This is a genomic window from Porphyromonas sp. COT-108 OH1349 (assembly GCF_000768755.1).
In the GTDB taxonomy this organism is placed as follows: domain Bacteria; phylum Bacteroidota; class Bacteroidia; order Bacteroidales; family Porphyromonadaceae; genus Porphyromonas_A; species Porphyromonas_A canoris.
Genome location: NZ_JRAH01000013.1, coordinates 194268 through 213834, shown reverse-complemented (window position 1 = coordinate 213834; position 19567 = coordinate 194268). Strand labels below are relative to the sequence as shown.

Genomic DNA, 19567 nt, shown 5'->3' with positions numbered 1-19567 from the left:
TCTTCTCCTGCAAAAGTGGCACAAAGTTAAGTAGAATATTCTATACCACCAAACTTCTGCAATCTTTTTCTAAACTTATGAGTATTCTCGTCGGAAGTAAAATCACAAAATAGAGATGGCCACTCCTAAAAGCAGCCATCTCGAAAATGGATCTAAATCTTCCATGAAAACCATATATCCAATATGTCTTTTCCTTACTTATATCTTTCTTAGAAAAGACTTAACTTCTTGTATATGAAACATTTCCTTTCGCAAAATACTCTGCAGAGACCTCAACTGTTTCCACACCTGACACTGAATTGGTCTTGAAGTGTACCTCCTTTGTACCCGGAGAAGTTACTCTAAAGATATGGTACATATTACTTCCTCTCGTAACAACTTGTACGCCTTGTTGTACGGGATAGAGAGTATTGGCTTTTATCTCTATGTATAGAGGGAAAAGGTCCGCAGGAAAATCTGATGGGATATTGAAATAGACCTTAGCTACTTTTTCCTGACCAGATGGTACGGTATTGGAAGTATTGATCTTAACAGTTCCAAAACTATACGGCGTTCTTAGCACAACCCGAATAACTCTTGCAAGAAAATCCCCTTTGGAAACTATAATACGAGCTTCCCTTGGTGAAGGAGGCAACTGATTTATGGCAACTCCCCTAATCTCACCATTATTCGTATTAAACTGAAGAGAGCCGGCAGCTAAAACTTCCTTACCGGTCTCCTGTTCTATCCGGCATGTTACTCCCTCATTATTGAAAGTAGGGTTGTTAAGATTGGGATAGTACTTCGCCCAAGTGATCAGATCTTCAGATGCTTTGGTCAAGATAATCAAGGTACGCTCAACCTCAAGTTTGCTCACTCCATCACTTATAACAGGATACTTCTCTACTGTCGGGTCGAGAGCCGTATTATTATGAGAAGCAACCTGCAAGGCAGCAGCAAACGTGGGAGAACCTCCTTTGTGTACATTCTTGATAATAATCTTATAATGATAGTTCCTTTCTATATCATACCTTTTCTTATCGGAATCTATAAGGTCTATCTTATAATATGTAGAAGCTCCTCCCTGATATTTACCTTTTATAATAGCGGTAGTAATATCTTTGGCACGTCCGTTTTTGCGCTCAAAGAGGAAACGTTCTCCCATACCCAGATTACTTTCAACCGCAGTATTAAGAACTATATCAAGTGGTTCATTCAAAGATCCCTCTTGGAACTTAAAGGTTGTTGTATTGTATGGAGCGACTGTTCCCTTTGTAAGCGTATTATGAAGAGTGAAACCTTCAAAGACAAAGTTTGCTGCTTGATTTTCGACAGTTACTTTTGCCTGATTTCGCAATAGAGATATACTTCCTTCAAGGTTCCCGGCATCAATACCATTCGGCAACTCCTTTCTTGCCCAAAAGACTCCCCTATCTGTTGTCATAAGAGCAACCACAGAAGCTTCATCATGTCCTAAGATATGGGAGTCTTCCACTGTTGTCCAATCATGATTGGCAATAAAGTGAATTGTCCTAATATCATCAGACTTAGGCAAGCTAGCAGAGAAGCGATACCCTTCTCCGGATAAGCCTTGTAATGTAGCTACTCGACGTGCGATAAGAATACCATACTGATTAAAAACCAACAGATTCAGATTCTCAACGCCACCATTATTTCTTAGCTCCACAGCCTTGAATCCGGGGATAACTGCACCAAACTCAACCAAGACATCGCCCGTATCTCCCTGTTTTTTCTCATTTGCAACATCTGTTCCCAATCTTGAACAGCCCGCAAGAGACAATATCAAGCATCCAATAAGTGTATAAATTATCTTTTTCATAAGTGTACTCCTTATTAGTGTTATTTAATATCACGGATACAACGCACGTGAGCTCTCGTTGGAGAAGAACCCGAAGTATTATTGTTCACAAACAGGTAAGCATTATTACCGCTGTATGAATCCCAGTACCATCGTCCCGTCATCAAAAGACCTTGAAGATTTGCAGGCAGATGTTGGAGTTGTTCGATATACTTCAACTCTGCTTCAGTCGGCAATCTCCATCCTCTCTTCCTTACTCCTGCTTCACTTTCCTCCCAATATTGAGCACAATGTCTTTTAGCATTATTATATTCTTGTGCCACCGTTGCACCAAATTGGGAAGCCATCTCAAAATTAGGAGAAACCATCTTGGCTACATCTGCGTTGTTAAGAGTATTGCCATCCGAATCCACAGGAGGGAATCCCAGTATCAGCTCTTCATTACTGCTCGGATATTTTGCTCCCGATGCAGATGTCGTTACTCTATAAGTATAGGCATTACGAAGTCCATTCCCCGAATCTACCATATCACTATAAGAATTGAACTGAGAAGATTTCACACTCTTTTCATTGGTAAAATAGACCCCCGGAGTCTGCTTTATATTAACCACTTCTGTAAGTGCCCCATTTGTAACCTTGAACTCAATATCTTTAGGCACCAAGTTCACAGGTATCGGACTTGTGATGGTAATATTTCCGGTTCCCACTCCCGAAGCTACAACTACTGTCGGCATCTGTGCAAGAGTAACAGGAGTAGTAACAGGAGAGCTACCATCAGCAGGCACATAGGTATATGTAGCCTTCAAGGATCCGGGCACAAGCCTGACATCGGGTTGGGAAGAATTGAAGGTTAAAACATAATCGGTGATATTTGGCATATCCACACTATTCTCGGAAACAACGAGATAGTCGGATGCTTTAACCTCAGCAAGAATAGTTCTTGTGCTCCAATCCTTAATGGTATAAACCCCGGTCAATGTTACAGGTTCTTCCTTGAGAGCACCAAGAATATTGACCGTAACCCCTACATCATAAAGCAAATTACGCTTAAAGCAAGAGTTATATACTGCTTCTTCTCCCACAAGATTCTTGGGAACCAAAGGCAAGATATATCTATATGTACGTACAGTTCCGGTCTCTTGTTTCTTTAGAGGAAGCAACAGTTCGGCATACGCTCTGCTTTCAATATTGTTTTTCCAATCTTGTTCATAAGCATAAAATGGAGCCGATGTAGTGTAGACTCCTCCCGTTAGAGCCAAATCACGTGCAGACGTCTCTTCAAACTCGGTAGGAGTATAAGTACCTCCTTCCAAAAGAGCGGACTTAGCGACAAAGTGCTTAAACTGCACCGTTCCTGTATTAGGCGTATATTCATATCCCGGAACGGAAACAGAGTTTATCTTGATCCTGATCTTGGAGGCTGCTCTCTTAAGTTTAACCAAACCCAGATCACAATCCTGATAAGTGAGCACCTTAGAGACAAAACCTTCCATCACGAAATCCGATTGAGCCACATGTCCTCCATTTGTCTTGAAGTCTGCAGCCTGAATCACCCGATTCCGAAGATCTGCAGGACTATTATTAGGCACCCCGGGTGAAATATTGCTAAGGTCCACAGAGCTATTGGCCACGATATACAGATCGTAAGAGTTTGTATTTTGGAAAAACAGATAACCGTGATTGGACGGTATCGGAATCACTACACTATTCCCCGTGATCTGCATATCCGACGGCTTGATGTGCCACTTAAGCACTCCGGCGTGATAAAGAAAAATATCCAGTTTGTTTATTGTATTTTCATTCAAAGCATCTTCTCCATCCTCTGCTGTTCGAGGAGAGATATCACTGGCAGCCAACCGCAACACTAAGGAGTTCTCCCGATCCGGTTCCATCCCCTCTTCTCTTTTACAAGAAGAGAGAGATATTGCCCCTGATAGTGCAACAACACAAGCCACCATCGTCAATAAAATCTTTTTCATAAGAGTATCTCCTTTATTTACTGAACGGCATAGGAGCCTTCTTCTGCTTAATAACTATTCTGTTACCAGGTCCTATCGAGGTATTTCCCTTGAGAAGAGGAATCTCAACGTCATCCACTATGATAAATAGTTCGGTAATCCGTTCTTCAGGTCCTTGAGGATTACGAGGTCTTATCTTGATAGTGTATTCCCGACCTGCTTCTCCGGAAGATACTGCGCCACCTTCCTCTACAAATTCAAAATCGATCGGATTGGGTAATATCGCTCTCCAAGTAGCTTCAATAGGATTCTTCAACTCAAATGTAAACTGAACCACATCGGCAGGAGATTTGACTTCGATAGTCTTCTCATTAAATGTGAGATGAGGATCTATCCTGAATACTCTCTTGAAGACAAGATCTTCTCTGATAACATTCCAAGGAAGAACGTCCGTGCGTAGAGTCAGATTGTTTGTTTCTCCAAGATTCTTTAGCTCTGCCGTCAAGTTGTATTGATGATTCCGCTTTATAGAATAATGATGATCCGTAGCATTGGAACTTTCATCATTGACATACCCCACATATTGAGTTGGGATATTATTATAATGAGCATAAATTGCCAGATATGTCGCCCTCGAAACAGTATCCGAAACGGAGCCAAGATTCTCAAAGACATAGGCAGCATTCTTGCTACCGCCCCAGACATCTACACCCTCGTTCGTTACGGGTATAAAACTATTATATCCGGCTATAGCATCCCAAAACTGCATACTTCCCCCCGGCACACCTTCCATCAAAGGTGTGGAGCCGGTATTCCGATAGAGTTTTACTTGAAGAAGCTCTATCTCCGCTCCGGCACTTGCATTCTTCACCTTAAGGGTTACTTTCGCCACGCACCTCTTCAAGTCCACTGTCATCAGTAGCGGAGTGGATTGAGAAGGAATATTTACTGTTGCCTTGCCTACCATTGTCAAAGGGACAGGTAGGAAGGTCGTTGTTGTCAATCTAATATTATCCAGCTGATCTATCGTCTTGATAGCATCCAACTGAGCAGATATACCTGCCGGTTCATTTGCCACTACCAAGATTGTTTTCTCTCCGGTAGTACTTTTAATTCTAAAAGGATTGGAAAATGTCATTTCTCCTGCAGAGAAAACATCAATAGACTCAGCGTGAGATCCATTAAAAACATAAACTCTGACCTTATTTATGGCATCATCTCCGGAAAACAAGCTCCCGGCTCTCATTTCCGATCCCCAAAGCATGAGAGAAATTACGGCATTCTTCTCAGAGGGAATGTCGGATAACAATGCATCTTTGCAACCCGTAAGAAAAAAAGAACCAATCAGCACGAAAAGCAAACAAACCTTTTCTGTTATAACTTTCATTTCTCTTATGTTTTTAATATTCAACTTCCTGATACACCACTCCCCAAGGAGTTACCACCACCTTAACGGAAAGATCTGCATCCACGTCTATAATAATATTGAGGAGTCTTCCGAGCTGTGGAACCAAAGGAGTGCCATCGGTACCATGAGTAAATGCTTTCTTAAGTTGTCCATCCCAATACATTTCAAGAGTATATGTCTTTCCTCCTGCATTGGGGAATGTATTGAATATTGGTGTAACCCACTGACCTGCGCCATCAAAAGCAAACGTAGGTTTGTATGAGACTACACCTCCTGTAAGTTCTCCATTTGAATTGTATGTATCCGGCGACTCTTTCAACACGAAAGATACCGATGATACTACTTCGGGCGATAGCTTACGTGCCACAATGCGCACAGAAGCCACCTTATGCTTTATCACTACGGTATGAGATTTTCCGGGTTCCAAACCACCGAACTCTACCGGTACATCCAACGATCCGGAAAACAATTCTCCGGGATAACCGGCGATTCCTTGTTTACTTTTCAGTTTCACATAAAGATCCTGTTTTTGCTTCACGGTTGCCATAGCCGGAAACTCTACAGACTCATCCAGATTGCCCCACGCGGTACAAGTAAGTGTCTTGGAGCCCGGAAATGGGATCTTTACATGCATAGGCTGCTTCTTTTTGACCTGCTCTTCGGTAAGCTTAAAGGCCTCCATCACCAATCCTTTCTCGTCAAACACAAACATGACGACATCCTTAACAGCACCTGATGCAGTAATATCATTACCATCCGCATCAAGAGCTTGCACCGTTAGCTGGAAGGGTCGAGGACAGTCTGAGAGATCTTCTTTAATACATGCTGAAAACAAGGTCATCATCAGCACAAATAGGAACCAGCGTTCTACTCGATATGTGTTTGCACGATTCATACTCTTGCTTTTTTAGTTTAACAGAGAATGTGGGCAGGCAGATTGCCTGCCCACATTAGTTTTAGGTTTTACGGAAGATCTTTCCGTCTGCTGTTCGGCTTAATATGTCACGTTTTGATCAACCACAGTCCATGGAGTTACTACAACCTTAACATCAAGAGTTGCAGGATCCGATGGTATAATGGTAGGATCATTGTTGCCTGGACGCTTGATAGTTACGTGAAGCTTATACTCTGTGTTACGTTTAACCTTTCCGTTGCCACCACTGGCATCTCCTTCATAGGAATAACCCTGCTTTGTTACATTTACCAAAATAGAGTAGTAGGTAGTTCCTTCTGCATCTGTATAAGGAGAATTTTTAACAAGCTCACCGTCAGCATCTTTAAGTAGACCCTTGATGGTCAGAACCACAGGATGAGCTGCATCCTCATTTTCATAAGTGTAGAAGTAAGCAGGAAGCTCTGGAAGCTCTTCGAATGAAGAAATCTCATCTTGCAAAGAGTTGTGCTTTTCAGAAGCAGCCGGTCCTAGATCTCCTGAGAAAGAACCCAAATCTACCCCGCTATAGAAAGGAGCATCCGCCATGTAAAGATTATCTCCAAACAGTTTGGATTTACCACGAACGTTGAAAACAAAAACTTGTTGCGGTTCAAGAGTCCAGCCTTCGAAAGTTCCGGAAAACTCGGTCTTTGCTTCTTGCAATACTACGCGAGCAGGTACTCTGACAAGAGCAAGAGGATCTGCGGAGATTTCGTTTTCATCACCGGTCTTAGTGTATCCATAAAGATTCTTTCCTGCCTTTATGGATATCTCTTTCATTTCCGAAGTCATCAGAAGACCTCCTGCATCTTCTATAACACCTTCTTTTACTGCTTCTTTCAGCTCATCAAGCGTAAATGCTTTACCAAGACCTTCTCCTCCGGCATTTGCCACAACAGCCAATGTAGCATTTCCTGCAGAGACTTCAATTTCTTTTGCTTCCATAGCGCCTTCGACTCTCTTGTATCCTTCCAAGACTTGTCCTTTGAAAACATAGACTTCAAAGTTCTTTACAGGATCAGAATCATCGGGAGCACCGAGAGCACGTAACGTACCGGAACTGATTTTAACAGATAGCGTTGCTTGCGCTTCTTCTTGAGGTACATTGATGTCCTCATTCTTGTTACAAGCCATAAAACCTAAAGCAATGGCTGCAACTACGAAAATTTTACTCGTTTTCATAACCAATTAGAATTAAAAATGTGGATAAATATTGTATAACAAGTTGTCAGTTCGAGAGTATATAAATACTATCGTAAATGGATATATTACATCACAAAGTTGTTAGTCCATGCCACTAAACAATGGCAGAGAGAGGGTGGGGATGTAAAAAACATCCCCGTTAAACCATTCTAAAAGTGTAATCTTACTTACTTAATGAGCTTCTTACTATTTACTATAAGAAGAAGACATAGGATAGCGACAAGCCGGTAAGCCCGAAATAGTGGTACACACCCTTTTCCATGAGAGTTCCGCACTTTACACACTTAAACTTCTCATAGTCGAAAAGGACATACCCTAAGTCCAAACCGAGCTCCACTCCACTCCGAGCACCAAATCTCCAGAGATAGTTATACCCGACTCCAAGTCCGTAGCCCATCCCTTCGTAGCGGTGATCTCTAAGATTTTTATAGAGACCGAACGGAGGTTTTACCCCACCGAAGTTGTACTGTGCTACCATTCCTTGAAGGGCAAACGAGTGTCCCGTGAAACTTCCTTGAGGCCAATATCGGACCTCAGGCTTCACCATCCAATGCTTCATTCGTTGGTTCTCTTTGCTCCAAAACCAATTGTAGCTACCTTTTATGCCAACAGAGTAACGAAGAGCAACCGCCTTCTCGACCGTAAGATTAGGAGATGCACCCAAAGCCCAGTTCGCAAGATTGGTCTTGAAAGCCCAAGATTGCGCTAAACCTCTTCCTGAAAAAGTGAGAGAAAGAGCAAGAAGCAGAAAAAACATCAAGCACTTAATTTTCATTTTCATTCAAGTTTAAAAGCGTTCTCTCCTCCCTTAGGAGATATACATTCGTTTTTTATATAAGTTACAAGTTCTATAATCTCATCCGGACGGCACCACTATCCCATGGTACAATATTCCTTATCACAATCCGGAAGTACAACAATCCAATAATAAACCGGGATGAGGTGTTTGTTAAAGGTAACAAGCCAAAAGTCAACGTTCAAAATCTTTACCCCAAGGGTCACTTCCAATAGCAAACCTCCCGTGTCTCAAATGTAAGCATCTTTTTTGAAACAAACAAAGAATTGCACAAAAAAGATGCTTTTTTCACCTAAAACAAACTAAGAGTAAGTTTTCAGGGGAATATGTTTAGAGCTTTGCTCCGCTGATTCGGCTCTCTTTGCGATAGCTCGGCACTGTCTTAATTTCACGAAGATAATCTATAAGTCCCTCAGCAGTAGTCCTGAAGAGAGATTTTCCTGCATCCGAGCGTTCGTACTTATAGGTTACGTTCATGTAGCTGCTCATAACCACCTTATAGACTCTATCCATATCGAAATCGGATCCATCAGGATTAAAAATCCGTACATCCTTAACATTTCTTTCGGCATCAAGTGTATATTGCAGTTTAAGTCCGGAAGGAACCATCGGGCGTTTCTCGTCCATTTCAAAGCCCGAAAGCATCATAGCGCGTATCTCATGCCCGGTAAGATTTACCAGCACCATTTCATTTCCGAACGGGTCAAGTGTGTAGACATCCATAAGAGAGATATCCCCCTTGCTCAGATTATCCATTCGGATACTGCCAGGATTGACCAAAGCGATCTCCGCACCCGCACTCTTTCTGAAAGCGTCCGCCATAAGGTAGCCGAGCTGCTCGGATGACGTAAAGTGGTCTCCGGCTTGTGCCACAACCTCTTCCAAAGGAGAAGCAGCCAGATAGCGTGCCACCATTTCCTGAATCTCCGGTCTCACATTGCCACTCTTTCCTACCGGCAAGAGCTTCATACTCTTTTGCACCTTGCCATCGGGATGCAGAGCCATGGTGATAAGCGTAGCATATTTGAGCTTGCTTGCCGCCTGCGTGATAAGGATGTCGTTATGAACCTGCTCGGTATCTATCTTTGTATGAGAATGCCCTCCTATGATAAGATCCACCTTTCCGGCAGGAAGATTTTTTGCCAACTCTACATCGTTTTCAAACCCATAGTGATTGAGATAGATGAGAATATCGCAGCTATCTTTCAAGAAGGTCATATCTTTCCCGACCTGCAGCGGATCTTTGAACGAAAACTCCCTTACTCTGTCCGGGTGTGTATCCGGAATGTTTCCGCTGTTGATATCCAAAACAGAGGTAAAACCGACCCTCACGCCACTCGGCATACGGAGTATCTTGTAAGCTTTGAAAGGGAAGTCGGCATGAGGCAGTACTACATTGGCGCACAAATAGTCGAAGTTGGCTCTTCGGATGAGTACCTCCAGCGGGTTATCCTTACCGTTTGTGTCGAACTCATGATTACCAACGGCAGAGAGGTCAAACTTCAAAGCATTCATCAGCTCTACCATTGGAAGCCCTTTCGGAACATACTGGTCGTTCAGAGGATTACCTGTCTGATTATCGCCACCTGAGACCAAAAGAAGCCCCGGATAGATTCCTCGCAGGCTGTCTACCATGTATGCAAAACGAGGAAAATTGGGCAGAGTGGCATGTATATCATTAACGGCAAGAATATTTACCACTTGTGGTTTGGTCTCCGTCCTTGCTATCTTTTTGGAAGTACCACAACCTACCAACGAAGCTGCAAGAAGCAAAAAGGACATCGGTAGAAATAAATAGTTTCTCTTGATTGTTTTCATAGCTTGTCTCCTGTTTTTTCACTCCTGCTCAAACATTGCCATATTTTGCGCCCTCTATTTTTCTTAAAGACGCGAAGCAGGCAAAGCAAACATCCCTTTCAAACTCTTTCCCATACAGGATACTCTATTCTACAAAATGATACGCAACTTCTGCATCTGCAAAAGCACGACATCTTTTCAATGAGAGATCAAAAAGAGATTTTTTTGCCAAAGCAGGATCTTCTATTATACCTATATTTTGCAAATGTATACGACAAAGGTAAATATTTTTTAAGCACGATTCACATTAAAAAGAACAAATAAAAGTTATGACAAAATCGCCTCCTACAAATCCTATTTTCATATATCCGGCTCCGGATGAAGATGAAAAACATTGCAGACAAGCGTACTCTCTTTTTTATTCATTCCTATTATTCTTTTAAGCGCAACAGAATTATTAAATCAGGCCGATTATTTTGACACTATTTAAAACAACCATTACCCCTAAACTCTAAACAAGCATATCCTTTCGGCTTAACCTATTTAACTTCTTAATAAATACGTTTATAGTTCTCTTTTGAGACATTTATCCGACCCTATTAGCGTTTTAACATTGTATTATAACACTTGCAAACAACATCTTATTAAATGTCTTCAAACTTCAACAGCTGTTTTTTTGCAAGAACTTTGAGCTAAAATCCTCTACCACTATTCTCTTATATCTTAAATCAAGAAAAATTACAACAAGCAAAACAGATTAGGTATTGGACTTTTATTTTTTTTATCTACCTTCGCGAGCAATTAGGACAAACAAGAAATAGAAACAACGAAATGAACAAGAATATGTACATGATGGCTATGATGATGCAAATGAGGTTTGCATCGGTTGTCTTGTACGCATAAGTTCCGAAATATACTTTGCAATATATAGACAGACCGCTGCAATCTTAAGACTGCAGCGGTCTTTTTTTGTACAATATCACAATTATATAATAACCCTAAAAACTTTAAGATCATGGCTACAAAAGCAACAACACAAGCACTACACGCCGCCTACGAACCCTCGGCAAACAACGGCTCAACGGCTATCCCTCTCTATCAGGCTACCGCTTACACATTTGAAAGCAGCGACCACGCCGCAGGCGTATTCGACCTGCAAAAACCGGGATACATATATACTCGTCTCAACAATCCTACCACAGATGTTTTGGAACAACGCATCGCTGCTCTCGATGGAGGTATAGGAGCCATAGCCACAGCAAGTGGAATGAGCGCCATTACCACTACTCTTCTCACACTTCTTAAGAGTGGAGACCATATTGTTGCTTCGTCCAGCATCTACGGTGGCACCTATAACCTGCTCAGCGTTACACTCCCCCGCCTGGGTATCGAAACCACTTTTGTAGACCCCGAAAACCCTAAAGCTTTCGAGGAAGCCATACAACTCAATACGAAGATTGTCTATACGGAATCTTTGGGTAACCCAAAATTGGACTTCGTAGACATAAAAGAAGTAGCAAACATCGCGCACTCGAACGGTCTTCCACTTGTTGTGGACAACACTCTTACCCCTATTCTCTTCAAGCCCATAGAGCATGGAGCAGATATCGTGATCTACTCTCTTACGAAGTTTTTCTGTGGCAATGGCACAGCAATGGGAGGTGCAGTGGTAGATGCGGGAAGATTCGACTGGAGCAATGGTAACTTCCCGGACTTTACCGAACCAAGTCCCGGATACCATGGACTTATCTATAGCAAAGTGTTCAAAGAGGCTGCATTCATCGTGCGTGCAAGGGTGGAAGGGCTCAGAGACTTCGGTAGCTGTATCAGCCCAACCAACAGCTTTATCATACTACAAGGGTTGGAAACACTATCCCTGAGACTCAATCAGGCATGTAAAAACGCCCTTGAGATCGCAGAATGGCTAAAAGAGCATCCTTTGGTAGAGTGGGTACACTATCCGGGACTTGCTTCCGACAAGCATCATGAGATATGCGCGCGCTACCTGAATGGAGGTTTTGGCAGTCTTGTTACGTTCGGACCAAAGGGTGGATACGATGCTGCCAAGTGCGTAGTGGATAACACAAAGATCTTCCGTATCGTAGCAAATCTCGGAGATACGAAGTCGCTTATCATTCATCCAAGCAGCACGACACACCGTCAGCTAAAAGAGGATCAGCAACTAAGTGCCGGAGTAACTCCTGATCTTATTCGTCTCTCTATCGGACTCGAAGATGTAGAAGATCTTAAAGCCGATCTTCATAATGCACTAACTCAATCTGCACAGAAATGCTAAAGGAAATAGTCATAAAAGATTTCCGTTCGGAGAAAGGGGTGGAGCACTCTGACATAACTCTAAGCTACGAACTGGCAGGACCTTCACTTGGTTCGGCTCCTATCGTTGTAGTGAATCACGCTCTGACCGGAAACTCTTCCGTCACGGGAGAAAAAGGGTGGTGGAACAAGCTGATAAGTGATGAGGGAGGTATTCCTCTCTCTCACTACACCATTATTTCCTTTAATATCCCCGGTAATGGATACGATGGAAGAGAGAGCACAGACCCTGAAAGTTTTTCCCTTAAAGACATTGCCGCCTTGTTCATAAAAGGTATAGAATCTCTTGGCATCACGGAAGTCTATTGTATCATAGGCGCTTCGATGGGAGGTTCACTCACGTGGCAGATGGCGCATTTACGCCCTCAGCTGGCAAAAAAGATATTCCCTATCGCTTGCGATTATCGGGCTTCGGACTGGCTTCTGACTCAGACACTGATACAAAAACAGATACTTGCCAACTCTTCAGACCCTTTACGAGATGCCCGCATACACGCTATGTCTTGCTATCGGACACCTCAATCGCTCAATGTTCGCTTCAATAGCACACAGGAAGAGCAGGAACAACTCTACGATGTAGAGAGATGGTTGCTCTATCATGGCGATACTCTGAAAAAGCGCTTTAAGCTTTCCGCTTATAAGGTAATGACGCATCTCACCTACTCTATCGCTGTTTGCAAGACAGCTTTGGAGCTTGCACAGATCCATTCGGATATTCACATGGTATCCATAGACAGCGATCTGCTCTTCACGCACGACCGTGCAGTGGATACTTATAACGAACTATCGGATATAAAAAACAATATCACGCTCGACACCATAAACTCCATACATGGGCACGATGCATTCTTAATGGAGTATGAACAGCTGAACCGTATTGTCAAACCTCACTTTCCTACATTGTAATGAAGATATTAAAATTCGGAGGCAAATCTCTTGACAACGGGCTTGGAATAGCCAAAGTATTAGAGATCATCACAGACAACCATGAGCGGGAACTCTCTCCCGTCGTGGTGGTATCTGCTCGAGGTGGCAGCACAGATACCCTTCTTGCTCTTATAGATAAAGCCCGAAAAGGAGAACCATTCAAGGACGACCTCTCCCTTTTCTGGGAACATCAGACGGAGTGTTCGGAGATAAAGTTTGAACAAGAGCAGGAACAGCTCCTAAGACTACTCACCGGAATTTCTCTCGTAGGCGAGTGCAGTCTGAAGCTGGAAGACGAAATCGTAAGCTACGGAGAGCTACTATCGGCCAAGTTTGTAGCTAATGCGCTGGAGCGACAGGGGTATAAAGCTGCGGCTATAGACTCCGGAGACTTTTTCGTAACCGACTCACAGTTTGGCTCAGCCTCCGTTCACGTAGAAGAGTCAAGAGAGAAATGTCTCCGGCTGTTCGGTCAGTTGCCTTCGTCTTGCATACCTATCGTTACGGGATTTATTGCACGGGACAGAGAGGGAGTCCGTACCACACTCGGAAGAAATGGCAGCAACTATAGTGCAGCTCTCCTTGCCAATTTTTTGGATGCGGAAATCATGGAAAACTTCACCCATGTAGACGGTATCTATACAGCCAATCCGTCCGTAGTTCCGGAAGCTCGAAAGATGGACGAGCTCTCTTACTCCGATGCGGCGGAGCTATCTCAGTTCGGAGCGGAAATTCTTCACATTAAAACCATAGAGCCTTTGCAGGATAAAAATATCCCATTGAGGGTGCTCAACACTTTCGGATACGGCTCCGGGCAGAACGGGACTCTCATCACATCCAGTCCGAAAGCAAAGTCGGTACGAGCCTTGGCATCTCTTTCACAAAAGGCACTGATCCACTTCGAAGGACGCAATATGCTTGGGCGTTCAGGAATAGATGCTCGAATCTTTGGCGCATTCAAGAGTGCGGATGTCAGTGTCAGCCTTGTCTCCCAAGGCTCCACAGAGCGCGGTATAGCCATAGTGGTAAGCGAAGTGGATGCCGATAAAGCGGTGGAAGCCCTGCACCAAGAGTTTCGCCAGGACCTTTTGGAAGGGAAGACCACCAAGATCTACGCAGAAAAAGGGCTTACCATCGTTGCCATCATCGGGCTCAATCTGGCGGAGTTTGACCGTCCGTATAGAGCACTGGTGCGCAACCGCATCTTGCCTGTTCTGCTCAATAACGCCGTTCCGGACAATACACTCTGCCTGCTTGTTCGGGGGGAAGAAGAGCGCATCAAGGCTCTCAACGTGATTCATGGAGAGATGTTCGAGCGTCCCAAGCGTGTCCATCTTGCCATTATCGGGCACGGCACGGTGGGCGGTGCTCTTATAGAGCAGATCATACACCAGCATACACAGCTGAAAGAGCAGAAAAACATTGACCTCCGAATATTTGCCATTGCCAACTCTCGGCAGTTGCTTCTCTCTCATACAGGCATCGGAGAGGGGTGGCAAGAGGAGTTGAAACAGTCGGCATCCGTAAACAGTCTGGCAGAGACCATCGTCGAGTATGGGCAGAAGTTCGCTTTGGAGAATATGATTTTGGTGGATAACACCTCTTCCGAAGCCATCGCTGCGAAATATCCATACTTTGCAAGCAACGGCTTCGACATTGTCTCTTCCAACAAGAAATCGAATATAGCACCTTACGCAGACTATATCCACCTGAGAGAGACACTCAAGAAACACAGACGAAGCTACCGCTACGAAACCAATGTTGGTGCCGGTCTTCCTCTGATAGATAACCTCAAACTGCTCCATTTGGCAGGCGAACGCATTACACGCATTCACGGACTTTTCTCGGGAAGTTTGAGCTACATTTTCAATACGCTTACCGAAGAGCCTTCTCGCTCTTTCCGTGAAATCGTAGAGGAGTCTGCCCAAAGAGGACTCACCGAACCCGATCCTCGTGAAGATCTTAGCGGAGAAGATGTGGTAAGAAAGGTTCTGATTTTGGTGCGAGAACTGGATGTGGCGGCAGAGCTTTCGGATGTAAACTGGAAAAATCCTGTACCCGAACAGCTGAGAAAACTCTCTTTGGATCAGTTCTGGACGCGATTCGGAGAACTGGAGAAAGAGATAGAAGAGCTTCGGGGAACCTGCTCTCCGGACGAAGTTCTCAGATATGTGGGAGACATCGTTTGGGACAACACAAAGCAGGAAGCTACTCTTACCGCAGCTCTTAAGCGTGTATCCAAAAACTCTCCTTTGGGTAGAGTGAGCGGCGCAGACAGCTGTTTTGAAATCTATACCGAAAGCTACGGTAGCAGACCTATTGTAATACAGGGAGCGGGAGCCGGTGCCGTGGTAACGGCAAGAGGTGTGTTTGGCGACCTCTTAAGGCTGGCAGAGGGCTACGAAAGTTAGACCGCTCTCTCCTTTAGACGAATGGTAGCAAGTGCGATCCGGACAAGAGTTGGGATATATCCTTTTTCTGTCCGGATCGCACTTCTTTTACAGATGAAATCATCTCCTCTTCCCCTCCCGGTATGCTTTCTCTTTTTCTTGTGGAGTGCATGATTCATAATCATGATGTCCCGAGTTCCGGTTTCGGTATGCTTGTTTTTTCTCTGTTCTAAAGCTGTTCAGAGTTTACGTTATTCACTTTTATATCTTGCACTAAACCCATTCACTTCCTCGAACCAAGCTTCGACTTCTGAAAATCGAACCTTGACTGCTCCAAAGCGAACCACAACTTCCACCCCTCAAACGTTGATTTTGAAATCTTATAAGGTTCGGAAAGTTTTCTAAAAGTGTTCGACAGATTTTTTATCCACGCTAATGAATATTTCTATTCTTGACCTAAGCGAATGCTCTCCGGCTTATCCGAATGAAGGAATCCGATGAACGACAATCTTTAACCCTCAGACGGAGAAAAAAGAGACAAGGAAGAGCAGAGCCAATCGGGAGTAAAATAGCAAAAGAAGAGGTAACATTTTTTCTTTGAGCTATTGCAGGATAAAAAAAAATGCCTAAATTTGCATCGTCTAAGAGATAAGACAAACACTCTTCCTTAGCTCAGTCGGTTAGAGCATCTGACTGTTAATCAGAGGGTCCTTGGTTCAAGTCCAAGAGGAAGAGCAGAAAGCACACAGCGAAAACCTCTCTATCCGGAAACAGATAGGGAGGTTTTTCTTTTTCACGAGGCTAAAAGCTCCACGAGAAAAGCGTAAACCAAAAAAAAGCACGAGGATCTCTCTGCATAGAGACATCCTCGTGCTTTTTCTTTTTCCGTTCGGCTCTTCCGCCCTACTTGGCTGCGTTTTTCCTTGAACACTCTATGTAGCTGAACGGGATGGAGCCGGGATCTCCCGTTTCGGGATCGGGACCATAGAAGTTTATGATAAGCACCTCGCTCTCTTCACCATTGCCAAGATCGCAGGTTATGACAGACCATTTACGTCTAAGCTCCCAGTAGTAACCCTCACAGATGTCCAAGGGGAACAAATCGAACTCCACTCTCAGCTTGTTCCCTATCACTTTCCCGGAAAAAGAAGCATCCCATCCCTCGCCATCGGCAGGGACAACCTTGAAGAGACCTTTCACTGTACCATCGGAGGCAATATCCATCTCGATATTGGTGATATCCTTGCCTTCATCACTGTTTGTAAAGCAGCGTTTGCCGGGGTGCAGAAGCATTGGTACAGGCTCTGACGGAATCCTCTTACAGCTCATCTCATCTATGACAAAGCCCTCTCCCTGCTCCACAAGACGCACCGTGGATTGTATTGCACCTCTCCACTCATACTCAAGGATTACGTTATAACGAAGCTCTCCAAGTGGTACCACCTTGACGTATTCCACAATTTCCAGATCATCATATCCGGCTCCGAAAAATCCCATTGCATCCTCTTTGATGGGATAGATGCCTTCCCACTTCTTTTTGTACAGCTCTTTTGCCTCTTCCAACTCCGCATCGCTCATGTCATTGGAGCGTGTGTCGTAGAGCATATAGGACTCTTCAAAAAACTGATGCAGACGAGGGGTGAAAACAGCCTCATCGTAAGGTAGAGAAAATCCCTCTCTCTCTGAAGATTGGAAGAGTGCCATGAGCCAACGACCTCCCTTGTCCAATGTTTCTGAAGCCGAAGATTGGGTAGTGGTATCCTCGGTAGAGGAGTTGCCGGAACTGCTACAAGCCGATAATGCAAGGCAGATCGCGACCAAAAGTAGTAGGTGTTTCATATTATTTGATGTGTTTTATATAGATGACAGATCTGTTTTTTCAATTTCATGCTCCCGTTTTTATCATCCCCAAAAGGGATTGGACGAAGGAGGTAGCATATATTATATTAGTTCAGCAGCCCGTTCTCTCTTGCCCATGCCACGGTTGCGGTGAGCCCTTCTTCGAGATCGTATTCCGGCGAGAAGCCTAAACGGAAGATAGGAGAAGCATCACACCGCCAGTTGCGCTGCGCAAAGATCGTATATTTATCTCTATTGAGAGGTGTGAGAGAGCCGGTCAGACCGCCCCAAAGTTGCCCTATAACGCAGCCGACATACACCAACGGCAGGGGAAGTGCGAGCTTTAACAGACGCTTCTTTCCGAGTACTTTCCGGAGAAGTTCTCCGAAATCTTTGTCCGTGTAGCTCTTTCCGTCCGAAACGATGTACTTGTTCCCCTCTGCTTCGGAAGCCTCTGCGGCAATGAATGTAGCACGGGCAAGGTCGGAAGCAAAGATAAACGTGAGATGTTGAAGAGCTAATCCGGAACGGACATAAATCCCTTTGGATACACTTTTTATAGCCATGAGATAGTCTTGGTCATACGGCCCGTAAACGCCGGTAGGCTGTATAATGGTGTAAGGTAACCCGCTCTCCTGCACATACTGCTCGGCAAGCAGCTTGCTCTTTCCATACTCCGTGCCGGGATGGCAAGGGTCAGAGGAACGAAGAGGCTCGGTATCATTCGGAGGCGGACCGTAGCTGCCCATGCTGCTCATAAGGACAAAACGTTCGGGCGGACACTTTGCCTGCCGGAGCTGTGCCACGAAAAGAGCCGTCTGTTCGCTATTGATGCGATAAAACTCTTCTGTTTGCTTCACCTTCGTTACCCCTGCATTGTGAATCACCAAATGCCATGCCGGTTCGCCTTGAGGGGCTAAGCTGTCTGCAAGATGAGCGATGTGCGTCGGGGAAGTATAGTCCAACTCCACAAAGTGAATCTTAGGACTGTTCAGGCGAGAGCGGTTACTGCTCTTTCGGACAGCCGCCCACACTTCGTATCCAAGCCGGAGCGCCTCTTCCACCAAATAGCCTCCGATGAATCCGGTTGCGCCTGTTATGAGTACTCTTTTTCCATTCATATCACAAAAAAGTCCGCAGTACTTTGAGGAAATCTCTGTACTTGCGGACTCGTATCATACCGCTCAAGAGGTAAAAACTACTTGAGCAAACGGGTTAGTCTATATTGTCAAGCTCTCCTTTAACGTACTGCTCCATAGCGGCAACACTCATTCCCATGGAAGAGAATCCGCCATCGTGGAAGAGGTTTTGCATGGTAACCTTCTTGCTCAGATCGGAGAACATCAGCACGCAATAGTCCGCACACTCATCGGCATTGGCATTACCGAGAGGAGACAGCTTCTCTGCGAAGTGGCGGAGATTGTACATACCATCTACGCCACTACCGGCTGTGGTTACGGTTGGAGACTGCGAAATGGTATTGACACGCACTCCCTTGTCTCTACCATAGATATGACCGAAACTTCTGGTGATGCTCTCCAACAAGCTCTTAGCATCTGCCATGTCGTTGTATCCGCAGAAAGTGCGTTGAGCAGCTACGTAAGTAAGAGCAAGGATACTGCCTCCCTCTGCCACTGCATCCATCTTTTTTGCCACCTGCATCATCTTATGGAAAGAGATGGCAGAGATATCCAAAGTCTTTTCAAGGAATCCGTAGTCAAGGTCATCGTACTCGCGTTTCTTGCGAACGTTCGGACTCATTCCTATGGAGTGAAGAACGAAATCTATCTTACCGCCCAACGCTTCCATACTTTCTTGAAAAACTTTTTCCAAATCTTCAAGAGAAGTAGCATCGGCAGGGATAACTTTTGCTCCGGTCTCTTCTGCCAAAGCATTCAACTCGCCCAAGCGAAGTGCCATAGGGGTATTGGTAAGTGTGATGGTAGCACCTTCCTGTACAACTCTCTGTGCTACTTTCCAAGCTATAGATTGTTCGTTGAGAGCACCGAATATGATTCCTCTCTTACCTTTTAATAGTCCGTATGCCATGATAATTCTGTTTTTTTTGATGTTAAAGCTGAACAAAGATACTAATATCCCCTTAATATTACACACAATAAGAGGATAAGTGCAATTTTACACCTATCCTCTCACTGCCGTTATCCCCCTAAGGGAACTGTATT

The 19567-nt window shown here is 44.3% G+C and carries 14 protein-coding genes and 1 tRNA gene; 4 read left to right on the top strand and 11 right to left on the bottom strand.

Annotated features, from left to right (window positions below; all coding sequences use genetic code 11):
- Positions 1–220 precede the first annotated feature (220 nt).
- From JT26_RS02845 to JT26_RS02815, 7 genes are all read right to left on the bottom strand, one after another.
- Positions 221–1819 (bottom strand): FimB/Mfa2 family fimbrial subunit, encoded by a 1599-nt coding sequence (locus tag JT26_RS02845; protein WP_036845811.1) that lies wholly within the window; start codon positions 1817–1819, stop codon positions 221–223.
- Between the two features lie 20 nt (positions 1820–1839).
- Positions 1840–3777 carry a DUF1566 domain-containing protein gene (locus tag JT26_RS02840; protein ID WP_152566969.1) on the bottom strand — a complete coding sequence of 646 codons (1938 nt, stop codon included), beginning with the start codon at positions 3775–3777 and terminating at the stop codon, positions 1840–1842.
- Between the two features lie 13 nt (positions 3778–3790).
- A complete protein-coding gene (locus JT26_RS02835; RefSeq protein WP_036845806.1) occupies positions 3791–5143 on the bottom strand; it encodes a fimbrial protein in 1353 nt (450 codons plus the stop codon).
- A gap of 13 nt (positions 5144–5156) precedes the next feature.
- Positions 5157–6059: a FimB/Mfa2 family fimbrial subunit gene (locus tag JT26_RS02830; protein WP_036791735.1), complete on the bottom strand. Its 903-nt coding sequence runs from the start codon at positions 6057–6059 to the stop codon at positions 5157–5159.
- A 99-nt stretch (positions 6060–6158) separates the two neighbouring features.
- A complete protein-coding gene (locus JT26_RS02825) occupies positions 6159–7280 on the bottom strand; it encodes a fimbrial protein (protein WP_036845803.1) in 1122 nt (373 codons plus the stop codon).
- Between the two features lie 214 nt (positions 7281–7494).
- On the bottom strand, positions 7495–8076 hold the full coding sequence (locus tag JT26_RS02820) for a DUF3575 domain-containing protein (RefSeq protein WP_160217626.1): 582 nt from the start codon (positions 8074–8076) through the stop codon (positions 7495–7497).
- A gap of 351 nt (positions 8077–8427) precedes the next feature.
- Positions 8428–9915 (bottom strand): bifunctional UDP-sugar hydrolase/5'-nucleotidase, encoded by a 1488-nt coding sequence (locus tag JT26_RS02815; RefSeq protein ID WP_036845800.1) that lies wholly within the window; start codon positions 9913–9915, stop codon positions 8428–8430.
- 994 nt (positions 9916–10909) lie between these two features.
- Here JT26_RS02815 and JT26_RS02810 point away from each other — a divergent pair.
- The 3 genes from JT26_RS02810 to JT26_RS02800 are packed head-to-tail and all read left to right on the top strand — an operon-like array spanning position 10910 to position 15566.
- A complete protein-coding gene (locus JT26_RS02810) occupies positions 10910–12190 on the top strand; it encodes an O-acetylhomoserine aminocarboxypropyltransferase/cysteine synthase family protein (protein ID WP_036845797.1) in 1281 nt (426 codons plus the stop codon).
- Positions 12184–13134, top strand: coding sequence for an alpha/beta fold hydrolase (locus JT26_RS02805; protein WP_036845794.1), 951 nt, complete (start codon positions 12184–12186; stop codon positions 13132–13134). The genes JT26_RS02810 and JT26_RS02805 overlap by 7 nt, the downstream gene beginning before the upstream one ends.
- Entirely contained in the window at positions 13134–15566 is a 2433-nt protein-coding gene (locus tag JT26_RS02800; protein WP_036845791.1) for an aspartate kinase, read from the top strand. Before JT26_RS02805 ends, JT26_RS02800 begins: the two co-directional genes overlap by 1 nt.
- A 13-nt stretch (positions 15567–15579) precedes the next feature.
- On the opposite strand, the gene JT26_RS10785 is transcribed toward JT26_RS02800, so the two are convergent.
- Positions 15580–15717 carry a hypothetical protein gene (locus JT26_RS10785; protein WP_160217625.1) on the bottom strand — a complete coding sequence of 46 codons (138 nt, stop codon included), beginning with the start codon at positions 15715–15717 and terminating at the stop codon, positions 15580–15582.
- A gap of 489 nt (positions 15718–16206) precedes the next feature.
- On the opposite strand from JT26_RS10785, the gene JT26_RS02795 reads away from it, so the two are divergent.
- Positions 16207–16280, top strand: a tRNA-Asn gene (locus tag JT26_RS02795).
- Between the two features lie 168 nt (positions 16281–16448).
- Here the strand turns inward: JT26_RS02795 and JT26_RS02785 are convergent.
- The 3 genes from JT26_RS02785 to JT26_RS02775 form a co-directional block, all read right to left on the bottom strand.
- Positions 16449–17384 carry a hypothetical protein gene (locus tag JT26_RS02785; RefSeq protein WP_036845785.1) on the bottom strand — a complete coding sequence of 312 codons (936 nt, stop codon included), beginning with the start codon at positions 17382–17384 and terminating at the stop codon, positions 16449–16451.
- 107 nt (positions 17385–17491) lie between these two features.
- On the bottom strand, positions 17492–18505 hold the full coding sequence (locus tag JT26_RS02780; RefSeq protein WP_036845782.1) for an NAD(P)-dependent oxidoreductase: 1014 nt from the start codon (positions 18503–18505) through the stop codon (positions 17492–17494).
- Between the two features lie 94 nt (positions 18506–18599).
- A complete protein-coding gene (locus JT26_RS02775) occupies positions 18600–19433 on the bottom strand; it encodes an enoyl-ACP reductase (protein WP_036791713.1) in 834 nt (277 codons plus the stop codon).
- Between the last annotated feature and the right edge of the window lie 134 nt (positions 19434–19567).